At 71.8% G+C, this 16,670-nt stretch carries 11 protein-coding genes; 6 read left to right on the top strand and 5 right to left on the bottom strand.

Features of this window, described 5'->3' with window-relative positions:
* Positions 1-58: 58 nt before the first annotated feature.
* Positions 59-2,215, top strand: a complete 2,157-nt coding sequence (locus tag N8N77_RS08055; protein ID WP_261166099.1) for a S9 family peptidase — start codon at positions 59-61, stop codon at positions 2,213-2,215.
* 7 nt (positions 2,216-2,222) lie between these two features.
* On the opposite strand, the gene N8N77_RS08050 is transcribed toward N8N77_RS08055, so the two are convergent.
* The gene (locus tag N8N77_RS08050) at positions 2,223-3,446 is read right to left on the bottom strand and encodes a pyridoxal phosphate-dependent aminotransferase (protein ID WP_261166097.1); all 1,224 of its coding nucleotides are present in this window, start codon (positions 3,444-3,446) and stop codon (positions 2,223-2,225) included.
* 80 nt (positions 3,447-3,526) lie between these two features.
* Positions 3,527-6,304, bottom strand: a complete 2,778-nt coding sequence (gene secA / locus N8N77_RS08045; RefSeq protein ID WP_261166095.1) for a preprotein translocase subunit SecA — start codon at positions 6,302-6,304, stop codon at positions 3,527-3,529.
* Positions 6,305-6,625: 321 nt separating this feature from the next.
* Here secA and N8N77_RS08040 point away from each other — a divergent pair, with 321 nt between their 5' ends.
* Positions 6,626-8,188 (top strand): stealth family protein, encoded by a 1,563-nt coding sequence (locus tag N8N77_RS08040; protein WP_261166094.1) that lies wholly within the window; start codon positions 6,626-6,628, stop codon positions 8,186-8,188.
* Between the two features lie 12 nt (positions 8,189-8,200).
* Here N8N77_RS08040 and N8N77_RS08035 read toward each other — a convergent pair whose 3' ends face one another.
* Positions 8,201-9,145 carry a phosphodiesterase gene (locus tag N8N77_RS08035; RefSeq protein ID WP_261166093.1) on the bottom strand — a complete coding sequence of 315 codons (945 nt, stop codon included), beginning with the start codon at positions 9,143-9,145 and terminating at the stop codon, positions 8,201-8,203.
* Between the two features lie 166 nt (positions 9,146-9,311).
* Here N8N77_RS08035 and N8N77_RS08030 point away from each other — a divergent pair, with 166 nt between their 5' ends.
* From N8N77_RS08030 to N8N77_RS08015, 4 genes are all read left to right on the top strand, one after another.
* The gene (locus N8N77_RS08030) at positions 9,312-9,908 is read left to right on the top strand and encodes a PadR family transcriptional regulator (RefSeq protein ID WP_261166092.1); all 597 of its coding nucleotides are present in this window, start codon (positions 9,312-9,314) and stop codon (positions 9,906-9,908) included.
* A 134-nt stretch (positions 9,909-10,042) separates the two neighbouring features.
* Positions 10,043-10,726 (top strand): ABC transporter ATP-binding protein, encoded by a 684-nt coding sequence (locus N8N77_RS08025; protein WP_261166399.1) that lies wholly within the window; start codon positions 10,043-10,045, stop codon positions 10,724-10,726.
* Complete coding sequence (locus N8N77_RS08020) at positions 10,723-13,626, top strand: ABC transporter permease (protein ID WP_261166091.1); 2,904 nt, start codon at positions 10,723-10,725, stop codon at positions 13,624-13,626. Before N8N77_RS08025 ends, N8N77_RS08020 begins: the two co-directional genes overlap by 4 nt.
* A gap of 77 nt (positions 13,627-13,703) precedes the next feature.
* Complete coding sequence (locus tag N8N77_RS08015) at positions 13,704-15,029, top strand: hypothetical protein (protein WP_261166090.1); 1,326 nt, start codon at positions 13,704-13,706, stop codon at positions 15,027-15,029.
* A 113-nt stretch (positions 15,030-15,142) separates the two neighbouring features.
* On the opposite strand, the gene hpf is transcribed toward N8N77_RS08015, so the two are convergent.
* Both hpf and N8N77_RS08005 read right to left on the bottom strand, forming a co-directional pair.
* Positions 15,143-15,802: a ribosome hibernation-promoting factor, HPF/YfiA family gene (gene hpf / locus N8N77_RS08010; protein ID WP_261166089.1), complete on the bottom strand. Its 660-nt coding sequence runs from the start codon at positions 15,800-15,802 to the stop codon at positions 15,143-15,145.
* Positions 15,803-15,924: 122 nt separating this feature from the next.
* Complete coding sequence (locus N8N77_RS08005; RefSeq protein ID WP_261166088.1) at positions 15,925-16,590, bottom strand: ComF family protein; 666 nt, start codon at positions 16,588-16,590, stop codon at positions 15,925-15,927.
* Positions 16,591-16,670: the final 80 nt, after the last annotated feature.

The following is a 16,670-nucleotide window of genomic DNA, read 5'->3' as shown; positions in this document are numbered from 1 at the left end:
TGTCGCTCGAAGGTCCGGCGGACGAAGTCGGGCCGGCCGCGGGGCGCACCGATCCGCGATGCCCCGGCGAGTCGGTAGCGTTGATCGGGTGACCTCCGATGCCGCCGCCCCGTCCGTCGTCCCCGCCGCCCCGATCGCGCCGAAGCGCCCCGTGGCCCGCAGTCACCACGGCGACACCTTCCAGGATCCGTGGGAGTGGCTGCGAACCAAGGACGACCCCGAGGTGATCGCCCTGCTCGAGGCCGAGAACGCCCACGTCGACGCCGCGCTGGCGCACCTCGAGCCGCTGCGCGAGCGTCTGTTCCAGGAGATCAAGGGACGCGTGCGCGAGACCGACCTCAGCGTGCCGAGCCGCCGCGGCGACTGGTGGTACTACGGCCGCACGGTGGAGGGCAAGCAGTACGGCATCCAGTGCCGCGCGCCGATCGCCTCCCCGGACGACTGGACGCCCCCCACGCTCTCCCCCGATGTCGAGGTTCCGGGCGAGCAGGTGCTGCTCGACTCGAACGTCGAGGCCGACGGACACTCCTTCTTCTCCCTCGGCTCCTTCGACGTCTCGCGCGATGGCACGCGCATGCTGTGGGGCGTCGATGTGACCGGGGACGAGCGCTACACGGTGCGCGTGCGCGACCTCGTGACGGGCGAGACGCTGCCCGATGTCATCGAGGGCACGTTCGGCGGCGCGCACTTCCTGCCCGACGGCGAGCACATCGTCTACACGACCGTGGACGACGCGTGGCGACCCAACCGGGTCTGGCTGCACCGGGTGGGCGATCCCGACGGCAGCGGCGACGTGGAGCTGTACGGCGACGACGACGAGCGCTTCTGGGTGGGCGCAGGCGTGACGCGCAGCGAACGCTTCCTGCTGGTGGAGTCCGGCTCGAGCATCACCAGCGAGATCTCCGTCCTCGATGCCGCCGACCCCACGGCGGGAGCGCGCGTGGTGTGGCCGCGCCGCGAGGGCGTGGAATACGGCGCGGACCACGCGGTGATCGACGGCGACGACTGGCTCTACATCCTCCACAACGACGGCGCGCTCGACTTCGAGCTGGTGCGGGCGCCGCTGTCCGACCCCACCGCCATCGAGGTGGTGCTCCCGCACCAGCCCGGCCGCCGCCTGCTCGACATCGACTGCTTCCGCGACTTCGCCGTCGTGGAGTACCGGCGCGAGGGTCTGCCCCGCGTCGCGCTGCTCGACTACGCTTCCGGAGCGCTCACCGAGCTCGAGTTCGCCGATCCGCTCTACGCCGTCGGCGCGTCCGGGAACGCCGAGTGGGCGCCTCCCGTCATCCGCCTCGGCTACGGCTCGTTCACGACCCCCGGCACGGTGTACGAGTACGAGGTGGCCACGGGCGAGCTGCACCTGCGCAAGCAGGCGGAGGTGCTGGGCGGATACGACCCGGACGACTACGACCAGGCTCGCCTGTGGGTACCGGCGGCCGACGGCACGCGGATCCCCGTGTCGCTCGTGTGGAAGCGCTCCTTCGGCGAACCGGGAGCGGCCCCCCGCCCCGTGCACCTGTACGGCTACGGCTCGTATGAGCACTCGATCGACCCCGGCTTCTCGGTGGCACGGCTGAGCGAGCTCGACCGCGGCGTGCTGTTCGCGGTGGCGCACGTGCGCGGCGGTGGGGAGATGGGCCGCCAGTGGTACGAGGACGGCAAGCTGCGCGCCAAGCGGAACACGTTCACCGACTTCGTCGACGTGGCCCGCCACCTCGCCGACAACGGGTACACGACGCCGGACCGGATCGTCGCGGAGGGCGGCTCGGCGGGCGGTCTGCTCATGGGCGCCGTCGCCAACCTCGCGCCCGACGCGTTCGCCGGCATCCTCGCCGATGTCCCCTTCGTCGACGCGCTCACGACGATCCTCGACCCCTCGCTGCCGTTGACGGTGATCGAGTGGGACGAATGGGGCGACCCGCTGCACGACCCCGAGGTCTACGCCTACATGAAGTCGTACTCGCCGTACGAGAACGTGCAGGAGGGCGTCACATACCCCCGCATCCTCGCCATGACGAGCCTCAACGACACGCGCGTGCTGTACGTCGAACCGGCCAAGTGGGTGCAGCGCCTGCGCGAGGTGGGCGCCGACCCGCTGCTGAAGTGCGAGATGGTCGCCGGGCATGGCGGCGTGAGCGGCCGCTACAACTCCTGGCGGGAGCGCGCGTTCCAGCTCGCCTGGATGCTCGACGTGCTCGGCCTGGCGGACTGACCGGCGGTCACTGCCGGTAGCTCGACAGGAAGTTGCCGAGGCGCTCGATCGCCTCGGCAAGCACCCGCGGCTCCGGCAGCGTCACGACGCGCAGGTGGTCGGTCGTGGGCCAGTTGAACCCCGTGCCCTCCACGAGCAGGATGTGCTCCTGCACGAGCAGGTCGTAGATCAGCTTCTTGTCGTCGCGGATCTCGTGTACCTCGGGGTCGAGGCGCGGGAACGCGTAGAGCGCGCCCCGCGGCTGCACGCACGAGACGCCCGGGATGGCGTTGAGTCCCTCCCACGCCACGTCCCGCTGCTCGTGCAGGCGCCCGTCGGGCGCGATCAGCGCGTCGATCGACTGCACGCCGGTGAGCGCCGCAAGCACGGCGTGCTGGGCCGGCACGTTGGCGCACAGCCGCGTGGAGGCCAGCAGCTGGATCCCCTCGAGGAAGCCCGCCGCGTGCCGCTTGGGCCCCGTGATGACCACCCAGCCGGAACGGTAGCCCGCCACGCGGTATGTCTTCGATAGCCCGTTGAAGGTCAGGCACAGCAGGTCCGGTGCGACCGAGGCCGTCGGGACGTGCTCGGCGTCGTCGAAGAGGATGCGGTCGTAGATCTCGTCCGACAGCAGCAGCAGGGAGTGCTCCCGCGCGATCTGCGCGATCCCCTCCAGCAACTCGCGGCTGTAGACCGCGCCGGTCGGGTTGTTCGGGTTGATGACGACGATCGCCTTCGTCTGCGGCGTGATCTTGGCCCGGATGTCGTCGAGATCGGGCTGCCAGCCGTTCGTCTCATCGCACAGGTAGTGCACGGGCGTGCCGCCGGCGAGGCTGGTCATCGCCGTCCACAGCGGGTAGTCCGGCGCGGGGATCAGCACCTCGTCGCCCTGATCGAGCAGCGCCTGCATCGTCATGGTGATGAGCTCGGAGACCCCGTTGCCGAGATAGACGTCGTCGACGTCGAAGGCCGGGAATCCCGGCACGTTCTCGTAGCGGCTCACGATCGCGCGGCGAGCCTCGACGATGCCGCGGCTGTCGCTGTAGCCGTGCGCGTGCGGCACGGCGCGGATCATGTCGCGAACGATCTGGTGCGGCGCCTCGAAACCGAAGATCGCCGGGTTGCCGGTGTTCAGCTTCAGGATCCGGTGGCCCTCGGCCTCGAGCTTCGCCGCCTCTGCCAGTGCTGCGCCCCGGATCTCGTACAGGACGTTCTTCAGCTTTGAGGACTGGTCGAGGGGGCGAAGGTTCATCGCATCAGAATACGCGGATCGGCCCGCCCCCTCGGTGAGGAGGGAGCGGGCCGATTCCGGTGTCGGGCGCGATGCCCTGGCTACTTCTTGCGGCCGCTCGCCCGGCGCGCGGCGCGGTTGCCCGCCGGCTGGCCCGCGGCCTGATCCGCCGCCTGCCCGAACGCGCTCTGCGGCGCCGCCTGGGCGGCAGCGGCCGCGCGCGGAGCCCTGGCCTTCGGCGCCGTCTGCAGCTGCCCGCGGTCGTTGCGCACCTCCACGTCGCCGTCCGCGCTCGGTGCCGAGTACTCCAGCTGCTGCGGCCCCTGCTCCTCCGAGAGCCCCTTCGCCTCGACCTCGGCCTGCTCGCCCTCGCCCGCGCGGCGCACCTCGACCTCGAGGTTGAAGAGATAGCCGATCGACTCCTCCTTGATCTGGCCCATCATCGACTGGAACATCGTGTAGCCCTCGCGCTGGTACTCGATGAGCGGGTCGCGCTGGGCCATGGCCCGCAGGCCGATGCCGTCCTTGAGGTAGTCCATCTCGTAGAGGTGGTCGCGCCAGCGGCGGTCGAGCACCTGCAGCACGACGCGTCGCTCGAGCTCGCGCATCGCGGCCTCGCCGAGCTGCTCCTCGCGCCGCGCGTAGGCGATCTTGGCGTCGCTGATGAGCTCGCGCTTGAGGCCCTCGGCGGTGATGCCGCCCTTACGACCGGCTGCCTCGGCGACGACCTCCTCGATCGTGACGCCCACCGGGTACATCGTCTTCAGCTCGGCCCAGAGCGCGTCGAAGTCCCAGCTCTCGCTGTGCCCGCCCGCGGTGTGCTCGTCGACGACCGACGTGATGGCGTCCTCGAGGAAGTGCTGCACGCGGTCCTTGATGTCATCGCCCTCGAGGATGCGGCGCCGGTCGCGGTAGATCGCCTCGCGCTGGCGGTTGAGCACGTCGTCGTACTTCAGCACGTTCTTGCGCGACTCGGCGTTGCGCGACTCGATCTGCGACTGCGCGCTCTTGATGAGTCGGCCCACGATCTTCCAGTCGATCGCGACATCCTCGTCCACGCCGCGCGCCAGCAGCGCGTCGGTCGAGCCGCGCCCGAAGCGGCGCATCAGGTCGTCCTGCAGCGAGAGGTAGAAGCGGCTCTCGCCCGGGTCGCCCTGGCGGCCGGAGCGACCGCGGAGCTGGTTGTCGATGCGGCGCGACTCGTGGCGCTCGGTGCCGAGCACGTACAGGCCGCCGGCGTCGCGGACCTTCGCCGCCTCCTCCTCGACCTCGGCCTTCACCTCGGCGAAGACCGCGTCCCACTCGGCCTCGTACTCCTCCGGCGTCTCCTTGGGGTCGAGGCCCTTCTCCTTCATCCGCTGCACGGCGAGGAACTCCGCGTTGCCGCCGAGCATGATGTCGGTGCCGCGGCCGGCCATGTTCGTGGCGACCGTCACGGCGCCGAGGCGACCCGCGCGCGCCACGATCTCTGCCTCGCGCGCGTGGTTCTTCGCGTTCAGCACCTCGTGGCGGATGCCCTTCTTGGCCAGCAGCCGCGAGAGATACTCGCTCTTCTCGACGCTGACCGTGCCGACGAGCACCGGCTGGCCCTTCTCGTGCCGCTCCACGATGTCGTCCGCGACGCGGGCGAACTTGCCCTGCTCGGTCGCGTAGACGAGGTCCGACTGGTCCTTGCGCACCATCGGCTTGTTCGTGGGAATCGGGATCACGCCGAGCTTGTACGTGGACATGAACTCGGCCGCCTCGGTCTCGGCCGTACCGGTCATGCCGGAGAGCTTCTCGTAGAGGCGGAAGTAGTTCTGCAGCGTCACCGTGGCCAGGGTCTGGTTCTCGGCCTTGACCGGAACGCCCTCCTTGGCCTCGATCGCCTGGTGGATGCCCTCGTTGTAGCGCCGCCCCACAAGGATGCGGCCCGTGTGCTCGTCGACGATCATGACCTCGTCGTTCATCACGACGTAGTCCTGATCGCGCTTGAACAGCGCGAGGGCCTTGATGGAGTTGTTCAGGAACGAGATGAGCGGGGTGTTCGCCGACTCGTAGAGGTTGTCGATGCCGAGGTAGTCCTCGACCTTCTCGATGCCGGCCTCGAGCACGCCGACCGTGCGCTTCTTCTCGTCGACCTCGTAGTCGACGCCCTCCTCGAGCATCCGCGCGATCTTCGCGAACTCCGTGAACCAGCGGTTCGCATCCCCCTGCGCCGGACCCGAGATGATGAGGGGCGTGCGGGCCTCGTCGATGAGGATCGAGTCCACCTCGTCGACGATCGCGTAGAAGTGGCCGCGCTGGACGATGTCGTCCTTGCGCCAGGCCATGTTGTCGCGCAGGTAGTCGAAACCGAACTCGTTGTTCGTGCCGTACGTGATGTCGGCGGCGTACTGCTCGCGGCGCTCCGAGGGCTTCTGCCCCGACACGATGATGCCGGTCGTCATGCCCAGTGCCCGGTACACGCGCCCCATGAGCTCGGCCTGGTACGACGCGAGGAAGTCGTTGACGGTGATGACGTGCACGCCCTTGCCGGCGATCGCGTTGAGGTAGGCCGGCAGGGTGGCGACGAGCGTCTTGCCCTCACCGGTCTTCATCTCGGCGATGTTGCCGAGGTGCAGGGCCGCGCCGCCCATGATCTGCACGTCGTAGGGCCGCATGCCGAGCGTGCGCTTGGCGGCCTCCCGCACGGCGGCGAAGGCCTCCGGCATCAGCTGGTCGAGCGTCTCCCCCGCCTCGTAGCGGGCCCGCAGCTCGACCGTCTCGTTCCGCAGCTCCTCGTCGGTGAGCGACTCGTAGTCCTCCTCGAGGGCACCGACGGCGCGCACGACCTGCTGCAGGCGCCTGCGCACACGCCCTTCACCGGCGCGGAGCAGCTTCTCGAAGGGGTTCGCCACGTGACATCTCCTCGTAGATCGCGGCGCTGTGGTGCGCCGCCTCCCGCCCATCCAGGAACGGGCATACACGGCCCATGCTATCCGTCGCACCGGCGGGTCGCGTCAGTGGCTTCCCAGCCTCGCCGGGACCGGGCGCGATCAGGAAATATGCGCGCAACCCGCATCGTTTACGATCTGTACATCCACCGTTCCCCTCCGCGCCACGGGCGCCGGATCGGCGGGGATGGCACGAGAGGCCGCCGCGATGGCCCTCCCCGGCGCCCTCGTGCGCCACGACCTGTCGACGACGGCTCCGGCCGTGAGGAGAATCCGAGGTGATCGATGACGTTTCTGGGCACTGAGCACACGCCGTACGACGGGGTGCGTCCCGAGGGCACGAATGCGACCGGGCGATCGCGCGTGGTCGGCGGGCTCCCGCATCTCGTGGAAGCGACCACGCCGCTCGACGCCCAGACGTCCGATCTGCTCGCCCTCACCGGCATCCTCGAGGACGCGGGGCTTGCCCCGCTGCTGCTGAGGCGCTCGAGCGGGCGCCCCGCGCTGGCGGTGCCCGCGAACGAGCGTGAGGCGGCGCTGCGCGCGCTGGGGCATGCCTCGAGCGACGAGCCCTGGGTCGCGCGGCGCCCCGGCGGACGCCTCGTGCCCCTGCAGGGCGACGCGGAGCGCGCCTTCGGCCGCCACGATGTCGCCACGCTCTTCCGTCCGCGGCTCGTCCCCGGCGAGCGTCCGGACGCGGTCGCCGCCGCCGGCACGCTGCGGTACGGGCACGAGACGGGCATCCGTCTCGAGTTCTGGCGTTTCGAGGCCGGCGAGGTGACCGCCCCGCGGCCCAACGCCCTCACGCGCCGCCACATGGCGGCCGAGGACCTCGAGTTCGAGACCGTTCATCAGCACGGTCGCTCGTGGCGCACGCTGCGCGGCATGTTCGCTCCCCTGGCGCATGAGTTCACCGAGGATGTCGACATCGTCTTCTCATGGGTGGACGGATCCTCCAGCGAGTTCCAGCGCAAGCGCGCGGAGCGCCTGGGCGCGTACGTCGTCGGCGACGGCGACGACCACGCCGCGCGCTTCCGACAGGTCGACGAGCTGCGCTACGCGCTGCGCAGCGTCCACATGTTCGCGCCGTGGATCCGCACCATCTGGATCGCGACGGACAGTCCCGCGCCGGCGTGGCTGAAGGAGCACCCGAAGGTGCGCATCGTGCGCAGCGAGGAGTTCTTCGCCGACCCGAGCGTGTTGCCGACCCACAACTCGCACGCCGTCGAAGCGCAGCTGCACCGCATCCCCGGCATCGCCGAGCACTTCCTGTACTCGAACGACGACATGTTCTTCGGCCGCCCGGTGCGCCCGGAGCTGTTCTTCACCGCCTCGGGCCTGACGCAGTTCGTCGAGTGCGACGTGCGTATCGGCATCGGCCCGTCGCGCACGCACCGCAGCGGCCACGACAATGCGGCGCGCGTCAATCGCGAGGTGCTCGAGCGTCGCTTCGGGCGGGTGATCACGCGCGACCTGCAGCACTGCGCCACGCCGCACCGGCGCAGCGTGATGTTCGAGCTGGAGCGCGAGTTCCCCGAGGAGTTCCGCCGCACGGCCGCCGCGCGCTTCCGCAGCGCCACCGACGTGTCGGTGACCAACTCGCTGTACCACTACTACGCGGCGTTCACGGGGCGGGCCCTGCCCACCTCGGCGCCGCGCACGCGCTACATCCAGACCACGCAGGCCGCGTCGCTGCCGCGCCTGGAGAAGCTGCTGGAGCGCCGCGACGTCGACATGTTCTGCCTCAACGACGGCAGCGTTCCGGAGATCGCCGAGGAGCTGCGCGAGCGCGTCGTGCGCGACACGCTCGAGGCGTACTTCCCCGTGAAGGCGCCCTGGGAGAGGTGAGCGCCGCGCGCCTCAGTGCAGGACGGACAGCGGTGACGTCGGCGGAGCGATGCGGCTGCCGCGCCCACGCGGCGAGTCGCGGATGATCACCCCGGCGGCCGCCAGGCGGCGGCGCGTCTCCTCGGCCGTCGTCACCTCCGCCGGCGGGGCGTCGCTGAGCGGCACGACGGAGTGCACGACCGTCTCGTCGTAGACGTGCACGAGGTTGTACGCCTGCGCGCCGTCACGGGGAGCCATGCCGCCGTCGGCGACGCTGAGATCCTGCGTGTAGCAGCTCGAGGACGCGACCGAGACCGGGATGCCGGCGAAGGTGGCCGTCGTCGAGAAGTGCACGTGACCGGCGAGGATCGAGCGGACGTCGGTGCCCCGCAGCACGTCGGCGAGGCGGCGCTGATCGCGCAGCTCGACGATCGTGGCGAGGTCCAGCACGCAGGGCACGGGCGGGTGGTGCATCGCCAGGATCGTGCCGTGCGGCGCGGGAATCGACAGCTCCAGCTGCAGCCAGTCCAGCTGAGCGTCCGACACCTCGCCGTGGTGCGCGCCCGGCACCGACGTGTCGAGCACGATGAGACGCAGCCCGTCGATGTCGTGGACGGCGTCGACGGGCCCGGTGCCCGACGCGCCGAGCAGTTCACGCCGGAAGCCGTCGCGATCGTCGTGGTTGCCCATCACCCAGACCACGCGCGTGCCCAGGCGCCGGGCGGCCGGCTCGACGATGTCGCGCAGTTCGGCGTAGGCCTCGCGCTCACCGAGGTCGACGAGATCTCCCGTGAACACGATCGCGTCGGGGCGGGCACCGGAGTCCTCGAGCTGCTCGAGGATCCGCCGCAGATGCGCCGCGGCATCGATGTCGAAGACGCCGCCACGCGCCCTCAGGTGAGTGTCGCTCAGGTGGACGAGCAGGTGACTGGGGCGGGTGTACTCGGCGATGCGCGCCGCTGCGGCTGTATCAGCCATGAGTCCCAACCTACCGGCGCATGGTGACACGCAGGCCGACACGCCGCCGTCGCCGGTGAACGTCCGGCGAACTCTGCGTGGCGCATCAGGTACGAGCCCCGGCTTTTCCCGGTATGCATATACTGGGAACATACATACCCGAAAACCCTTTCCGAACGGAGCGCCCATGTCGGTTCGCCAGAGCCTGCTCGCCATCCTCGATCAGGGCCCCTGCTACGGCTACCAGCTGCGCGCGGAGTTCGACCGCCGCACCGGGTCGACGTGGCCGCTCAACGTGGGGCAGATCTACAACACCCTCGAGCGCCTCGAGCGCGACGGCCTCGTCAGCCGCGACGACGCCGACGACCAGGGCCACGTGTTCTGGCGGATCACCGACGCGGGCCGGGGGGAGGTCGCATCCTGGCTCGCCTCGCCCGTGGAGCGCGGGCAGGGCACGCGCGACGAACTCGCGATCAAGCTCGCCCTCGCCGCGACGCTGCCGGGTGTCGACGTGGAATCCGTCATCCAGACCCAGCGGCGGGCCACGCTGGCTCAGCTGCAGTCGCTGCAGCGGGCGAAGTACGCCGGGTCCTCCCCCGACAGCGCGGAGGAGCTGGCCTGGTCGCTCGTCGTGGACTCCATGATCTTCGCCGCGCAGGCCGAGGTGCAGTGGCTCGACCACACCGAGCAGCGGCTGCGCAACCACCCGCAGCGCGCACTCGAGCTGGAGCTGTCCACCGAGCGGCCCAAGCGCGGTCGCCCCGCCAAGGCGGTGCGCTCGTGAGCCGCGACGGATCGCGGCGCGAGCGCCGCCAGACCCCCTTCTCGGCCGAGGCCATCGATGCGGCGGCACGCGAGGCGTCCCGTCCGGCTCCGCCCGCCGGTCGCGACGCGGTGCTGCGCCTCGTCGGGGTGACCATGCAGTACGGCGAGGGCGAGACCGCCGTCACCGCCCTGCGGGGCGTGGATCTCGACGTCGCCCCCGGGGAGCTCGTCGCTGTCATGGGGGCCTCGGGATCCGGCAAGTCGACGCTGCTGTCCATCGCGGGCGGCCTCGCCACCCCCACGTCGGGCCAGGTCATCGTCGAGGGAGAGCATCTCGCCTCCCTCGCCCCGCAGGCGGTCGCACGACTGCGACGGCGCTCCCTGGGCTTCGTGTTCCAGGATTTCAACCTCATCCCCACCCTCACGGCGATGGAGAACGTCACGCTGCCCCTCGAGCTCGACGGATTCTCGACCCGGGTGGCGCGCCGGGCCGGCTCCGACGCGCTCGACGCCGTCGGCCTCGGGGATCGGCACGGTGCGTATCCCGACGACCTGTCCGGCGGCCAGCAGCAGCGCGTGGCCATCGCACGCGCCGTCGTGGGCGGGCGCCGCCTGATTCTGGCCGACGAGCCGACCGGCGCCCTCGATTCGGTCACCGGCGAGGCCGTGATGCGGATGATCCGCTCCCGCATCGACGCGGGCGCGGCGGGCATCCTCGTCACACACGAGGCGCGGCATGCCGCATGGGCGGACCGCATCGTCTTCCTGCGCGACGGCAAGGTCGTGGACGAGTCGCGGCGTGATTCCGCCGACGTGCTGCTGGCGGGTGCCTCGTGACGGCCACGATAGCGGCGCCGCCCTCCGCCCGTCCGGCGCCCGCAACGGAGCCGCCGTCCGGACGGGGCGCGCTGCCGCGGTGGCGGGCCGCCGCGCGGCTGGCCGCCCGGCAGGTGCTGCGCACCTGGCCGACGAGCCTGCTCATCACCGCGCTGGTCGCCCTGCCGATGGCGGCCGTCTCGGGCGCCGTGGTGGTCTACGAGAGCAACCAGCCCACGCTCGCGGAGGAGGCGTACGTCGAGGTCGGCGGCACCGCCGCCGCGGTGCGGATCGTGGGCGGATCGGATCCCTCGGCCTTCCAGTACCTCGACGATCCCGACTGGGTCGAGCGCGACTACGACCCGGAGACGGGCGAGGCGGTGCACGAGGAAGGCCCGATGCCGGAGGACGCGGCCGCGCTGCTGCCCGATGGCGTCGAGACCCTCTCGCTCACCGACGCGCAGGTGGAGGCGGAGACCTCCGGCGGCATCGGGGTGCTGCGCGCCGCCGTGGGCGACGTCGGCGATCCTCGTCTGGAGGGGCCCCTGCAGCTCGTGGACGGCGAACGACCCTCCGGCCGCGGCGAGGCCGCAGTCTCCCCCGGCGCGCTGCAGCGACTGGGCGTCGACCTCGGCGACACCCTCGTCCTGACCGATCCCGACGCGTCCTACACGATCACCGCCGTGATGAAGCACGCGCGTGACACCAACGACGCCCAGGTCGTCTTCCTGCCCGCCGGCGGCCCGCTCGACGGCGGCAGCGACCCTCGAAAGACCACGTGGTACGCGATCGGGTGGCAGCCCACGGCCGCGGAGATCTATGACCTCAACCGGGAGGGGGCGGTCGTGTTCGCCCCGGAACTGGTCGCGAATCCCGGCGACGGCGCGTCGCCCTCGTTCCAGTACCGCAACCAGGACGACATGCTCATGGCCGGACTGCTGGCGGCGTCGCTCGCGTTCAGCGCCTACCTCGTCGTGCTGCTGGCGGGCGCAGCGTTCTCGGTGAGCGCCCGCCGACAGCAGCGGCAGCTCGCGATGGCGGCGAGCGTGGGGGCCACGCGCGCCGACATCTTCCGCATCGTGCTGCTGCAGGGCTCGACACTCGGTCTCATCGGAGGGTTCCTCGGCGCCGCGGCGGGCATCGGCATCGGCGCGGCCCTGCTCGGCTGGTTCGACAACGGCTCGGCCGCCTCCCCGTGGGGGCTGCACATCCCCTGGGTCGCGATCGCCGTCATCGTCGTCTTCGCCACCCTCGTCGGCACCTTCGCGGCGCTGCTCCCGGCGCGCGCCGTGGCCTCGCAGCAGACGATCGCCGCGCTGCGAGGCGCGCGACGACCCATGGCCCCGCGCGCGAGCCGCCCGATCTGGGGCTCGCTCCTCGTCTTCGCCGGCGTGGGCCTGAGCGTGGCCAGCGCGCTGTGGATCCCGTGGATCGACGGCACCGTCACCGACGAGACCCATTCGACCCTCATGACGATCGCGATCATCGGCATCGTCGCCGGCCCCATCCTCGGCCAGCTCGGCGTGATCCTCGCGGGGCACTGGCTGCTCACGGTGATCGCGCGCCCGCTCGCACGGCTCGGCCTGGGCGCGCGCCTGGCCGCCCGCGACTCGGCCGCCAACCCGTCGCGCATCGTGCCCGCCTTCGGCGCTATCGCGGCGTGCGCGTTCCTCGCCTCGACCGCACTGGGGGCCGTCGGGGTGAGCATGGGCGAGACGCACCGCGAGTGGCCGTGGAGCGCGCCGCTCGGCAACGTGGCGATCGAACTGTACGCCGATCCCGCCGCGGCCACGGAAGACCTCGAGCCGCGCCTGAGCGAGCTCGCCGCCGACACGGAACGGCTGCTGGCGGAGACGAACCCCTCCGACTCCGCCGTCGTCTTCCGGCAGCGGATGATGTGGGCCGGCCTACCGGACGTGGCTCCGGAGACGCCCGTCGTGAAGCCCGAGCTGCAGCGCTACACGAACTGCGCGGAGCTGCCGGACGGCGACCCGGCGTGGAACACCTGCGCCTACCCCTTCACGGCGAGGATGGGCGAGGCCAACGGCATCGCCCGCGCGATCGAGGCCGTCGCGCCCGAGGACCTCGCCGTCGTCCTCGGGTACGAACTCACCGCGGCCGAGCGCGAGGCCTATCGCGACGGCGCGGCGGTGGTGACCAACCCGGACTGGCTGAACGAGCACGGCGAGCTCGTGCTCAACACGTGGGCCTATCGCCAGGTGGACCCGGGCGCCGCCGAGGACGCGCTGGAGCGACGGCCGACGCCCCAGTCCTCCGTCGCGCTCCAGACCGTGCGGATCGACCCGGACATCCCGCTGACGGGCGCGGAGGTGTATCTGACACCGGAATCCGCGGCCGCCCTGGGCGTGGACGTGCGGATGCACCGCTTCGTCGCGGCGTACGACGTGCCGCTGACGCAGAACGAGCTCGACGCCCTCACCGAGCGGGTGGCGGCTCTGACGCCGGGCACCGTGGTGTACGACGCGTCGACGATCTCCCCCACCGTGCGGCGCGAGGACGGACCCCCGGATCCTGCGATCTGGTACGTGCTCATCGTCGCGGCAACGGCAGTGCTCGTCATCGGTGCCAGCTCGGTCGCCCTCGGCCTGTCTCGGATCGAGCGCCGGCCCGACGATGCCACGCTGGCCGCCGTGGGCGCCGCTCCCCGACTGCGCCGGTCGATCGCCTTCTGGCAGGGCCTGATCGTGGCGGGCTTCGGTTGCCTCACCGGCGCCGCAGCGGGCATCCTGCCGGTCTGGGGCACGACGCTGGCCAACAGCCACGGCACGATGTTCCTCTCGGACGTGCCCTGGCCGGCCCTGGCGGCGCTGGGCCTCGGTCTGCCGCTGGCGATTGCCGCGGCCTCGTGGCTCGTGCCGCCGCGCATGCCCGACCTGACCCGTCGCACCGCGATCGCGTGACCCACCCGTCCCCCCACGGCGCAGCCGCGGGTCGCGCAGATGGCGCGCCCGCGGCACGCCGACCGTAGGATCGACTCATGGCGGGTTTCTGGGGCAGGCGGAAGCGCGAGGCGGACGAGCAGCAGGCGGCCGAGGACGCGTCGCTGGCGCGCCGGGCGCAGGCGGCGCTGGTCGCAACGGACGAGCGGATCCGTTCCACCTCCGACGAGGTGGCGTTCGCGGCGGCCGAGCTGGGCGACGGCCCCACCGCCGACATCCGCGCGGGCCTTGAGGCGGTGCGCACGCACATGGCCGAGGCGTTCCAGCTGCACCAGCTCAATCACGACGAGATCCCCGACACCCCTGAGGAACTGCGCACCCGCAACGCGCGCATCATCCAGCTGTGCGAGTGGGCCGAGGACGTGCTCGACGAGCGCACCGAGAAGCTGAAGGCCGCGGTCGACAAGGTCCGCCAGGCACCGCAGATCCTCGATGCCGTGCGTCGTGAGGCCGAGGAGCTGCGCGCCCGCATCCCCGCCACGCGGACGACCGTGGAGCGCCTCGCGGGGCGCTACAGCTCGGCCGCCCTGCACCGCGTCTCGGCGAACCCCGACGAGGCCGAGCAGCTGCTGGACTTCGCCGTGCACTCGGCCGACGTCTCGCAGCGCCGCCGCGACGCGCGCCGCACCGAAGAGGCGCTCGTCGCGCTCGAGACGGCGACCGAGGCGGTGCGGCGAGCCCGCACGATCATCGACGGGGTCGAGGACTTCGAGATCGAGGCCATGCGCGCGCAGTCGACGCTCGCCGACGTCGTGGCCGACTCGCGCTCCGACATCGTCGAGGCGCGCACGGCGCCGCAGACGCCCGAGGTTCTGCAGGCCGTCGCGAACCTGGAGCGCGCGCTGGCGGAGCTGCCGGGGCCGGGGACGCCCTCCGATCCGTTCGAGGACCTCGCGAAGCTGCGCGACGCCAACGCCGCACTCGACGCCGTCGTGGCGAAGGCGCGCGAGCGGGCCGCCCGCCCCATCCCCTCGATGGAGCACGTGCGCCACGAGCTCGATTCCGCCGATCGCACGATCGGCGTGGCGAACAGCCTCATCTCGGGTCACCGCGGCTACATCGGCGCGGATGCGCGCACGCGGCTGGCCGAGGCGCAGCGCCTACGGCTCGACGTCGACCGCCTCGTCCGCGACGAGGACACCCGGGAGGAGGCGCTGCACTTGGCGCGCCGCGTGGGTCAGCTCGCTCAGGAGGCGTTGCACCTGGCGCAGCGCGACATCGACCAGGACCGTCCCGACGACTGGGGCGGCTGGGGTGGTCGCGGCGGTCGCCGCGGCGGTGGGTTCGGCGGCGGGGGCGACATCCTGGGCCCCGTGGTCGGCGGCCTCCTGCTCGGCGGCCTCATGGGCGACATCTTCGACTGACGGCGCCGTCGGCGCGCCCGTCGGCCGCCCGCGGCCCGTACCGGACGGACGCGGGCCCCGGACGCGACCGGATCGGTCGGCGCGTCCGGGGCCCCGGCCCGGCGTCGGTCAGGTCATGACGCGAGACGCTCCTCCTGCGGCGGCGCGGGTGTGGTCAGCGAGATGACGCCGTAGTCCCAGCCGCGGCGGCGGTAGACCACGCTCGGGTGATCGGTGCGCGCGTCGATGAACAGGAAGAAGTCGTGGCCGACCAGCTCCATGCGGTCCACGGCCTCTTCCACCGTCATCCACTCCGGCTCGAAGTTCTTCGTCCTGATGACGACCGGCGAGTAGGTCTCCTCGCTCTCCTCCTCCACGACCGGGATCTCGCCCGTCGCGACGGCCTGCAGCACATCCGCGGTCACGGGCTGCACGTCGAGGCCCGCGAGCGACCCGGAGTTCTTCTCGAAGTGGGCGCCCTTCGGGCGGGCGCGGCCCCTGACCTTCTTGTCCTTGGCGCGCCTGACCTGCTCGATGAGCTTGTCGAGCGCTCCCTCGAGGGCCACGAACTTGTCGCCGTTGCGCGCCTCCGCGCGCGCCGTGGCCGTTTTGCCCGTGAGGGTGAGCTCGACCTTCTCCTCGTCGACCCCGCTGCGGTGCACATCGCGGGTGACCTTGACGTCGAGGGTCAGCGCCCTCGGGGCGATGTGGGCGATGCGCTCGGACTTCTCCTCGACCACCGAACGGAATCGGTCGGTGACATTCACGCCGACTCCCGAGATGTTGATGTCCATCTGAGCCTCCCTGTCCGGCTCGACCCCGGGGGCCGAGCCCCTGTCGAACGACGTTTCCGTCGCCTGGTGCACCCACGCTAGCCCCGGCCCGCCGCGATGTCACCACCCCAATCCGGAGGGTTTCATCCGGATCCGCCGGGCCGCCGCTGTGCGGCTGCGAGCACCGCCGCGCCGACCACGGGAACGCCCGCCGCGTCGAGTATTCTGCGCGCCTCGCTCAGCGTCGCGCCCGTCGTGACGACGTCGTCGACGAGCACGACGGGGCCGAGCCCGCGCGTTGCGCCGCGGCGTGCCCGCATCGCCCCGGCGACGTTGAGCCGCCGGTCGTCGCGGCTCAACGCGCGCTGATCAGCCACCGCGCGCGACCAGGCCAGCGCCCGCACGACCGGCACCCCCGCGCGGCGCGCGAGGAGCTCGGGCACGCGATAACCCCGTCGACGGAAGGCCGCGCGCGAGGTGGGCACCGCGACCGCGACCACCGAGGCCGCGCCGGGTGCGGCCGCCGCAGCCAGCGCCTCCCGCATGGCCGGCGCGCAGGCGGCCGCGAGCCCGGTGCGCCCCTGCTCCTTGAGGGCGCCGATGACCCGCGCGGCCGGTCCGCCGTAGGTCAGGCCGGCGTACACCGGTGTGCCGTCGGGCAGCTCGCGGCGGTTCACCGCCGGCGTGAGGGCCTCCCGGCACGGCCCGCACAGGGTGATGCCCGGGTGGTCGCAGCCGGCACACCACACGGGCAGGACGAGGCCCGCCGCCTCGGAGAACGCGGTTCGAACGGCGAGCGGCAGCGTCATGCCGCCAGCCTGCCGCGTCGCACGGTCACGCGGCGCGTCCTGCCTCGGTCTGTGAGTTCGCGGCCCGCCCCGGTCGCACG

It is taken from the genome of Microbacterium sp. Marseille-Q6965, assembly GCF_946151065.1.
Lineage (GTDB): Bacteria > Actinomycetota > Actinomycetes > Actinomycetales > Microbacteriaceae > Microbacterium.
This window is presented reverse-complemented; position numbering and strand designations above follow the sequence as displayed.

Excerpts from the sequence above, each read along its gene's own strand:
- N8N77_RS08055 (WP_261166099.1), top strand. The coding sequence starts at position 59 with ATGCCCCGGCGAGTCGGTAGCGTTGATCGGGTGACCTCCGATGCCGCC.
- N8N77_RS08050 (WP_261166097.1), bottom strand. The coding sequence starts at position 3,446 with ATGAACCTTCGCCCCCTCGACCAGTCCTCAAAGCTGAAGAACGTCCTG.
- N8N77_RS08040 (WP_261166094.1), top strand. The coding sequence starts at position 6,626 with ATGACGTTTCTGGGCACTGAGCACACGCCGTACGACGGGGTGCGTCCC.
- N8N77_RS08035 (WP_261166093.1), bottom strand. The coding sequence starts at position 9,145 with ATGGCTGATACAGCCGCAGCGGCGCGCATCGCCGAGTACACCCGCCCC.
- N8N77_RS08030 (WP_261166092.1), top strand. The coding sequence starts at position 9,312 with ATGTCGGTTCGCCAGAGCCTGCTCGCCATCCTCGATCAGGGCCCCTGC.
- N8N77_RS08025 (WP_261166399.1), top strand. The coding sequence starts at position 10,043 with ATGCAGTACGGCGAGGGCGAGACCGCCGTCACCGCCCTGCGGGGCGTG.
- N8N77_RS08015 (WP_261166090.1), top strand. The coding sequence starts at position 13,704 with ATGGCGGGTTTCTGGGGCAGGCGGAAGCGCGAGGCGGACGAGCAGCAG.
- hpf (WP_261166089.1), bottom strand. The coding sequence starts at position 15,802 with ATGGACATCAACATCTCGGGAGTCGGCGTGAATGTCACCGACCGATTC.
- N8N77_RS08005 (WP_261166088.1), bottom strand. The coding sequence starts at position 16,590 with ATGACGCTGCCGCTCGCCGTTCGAACCGCGTTCTCCGAGGCGGCGGGC.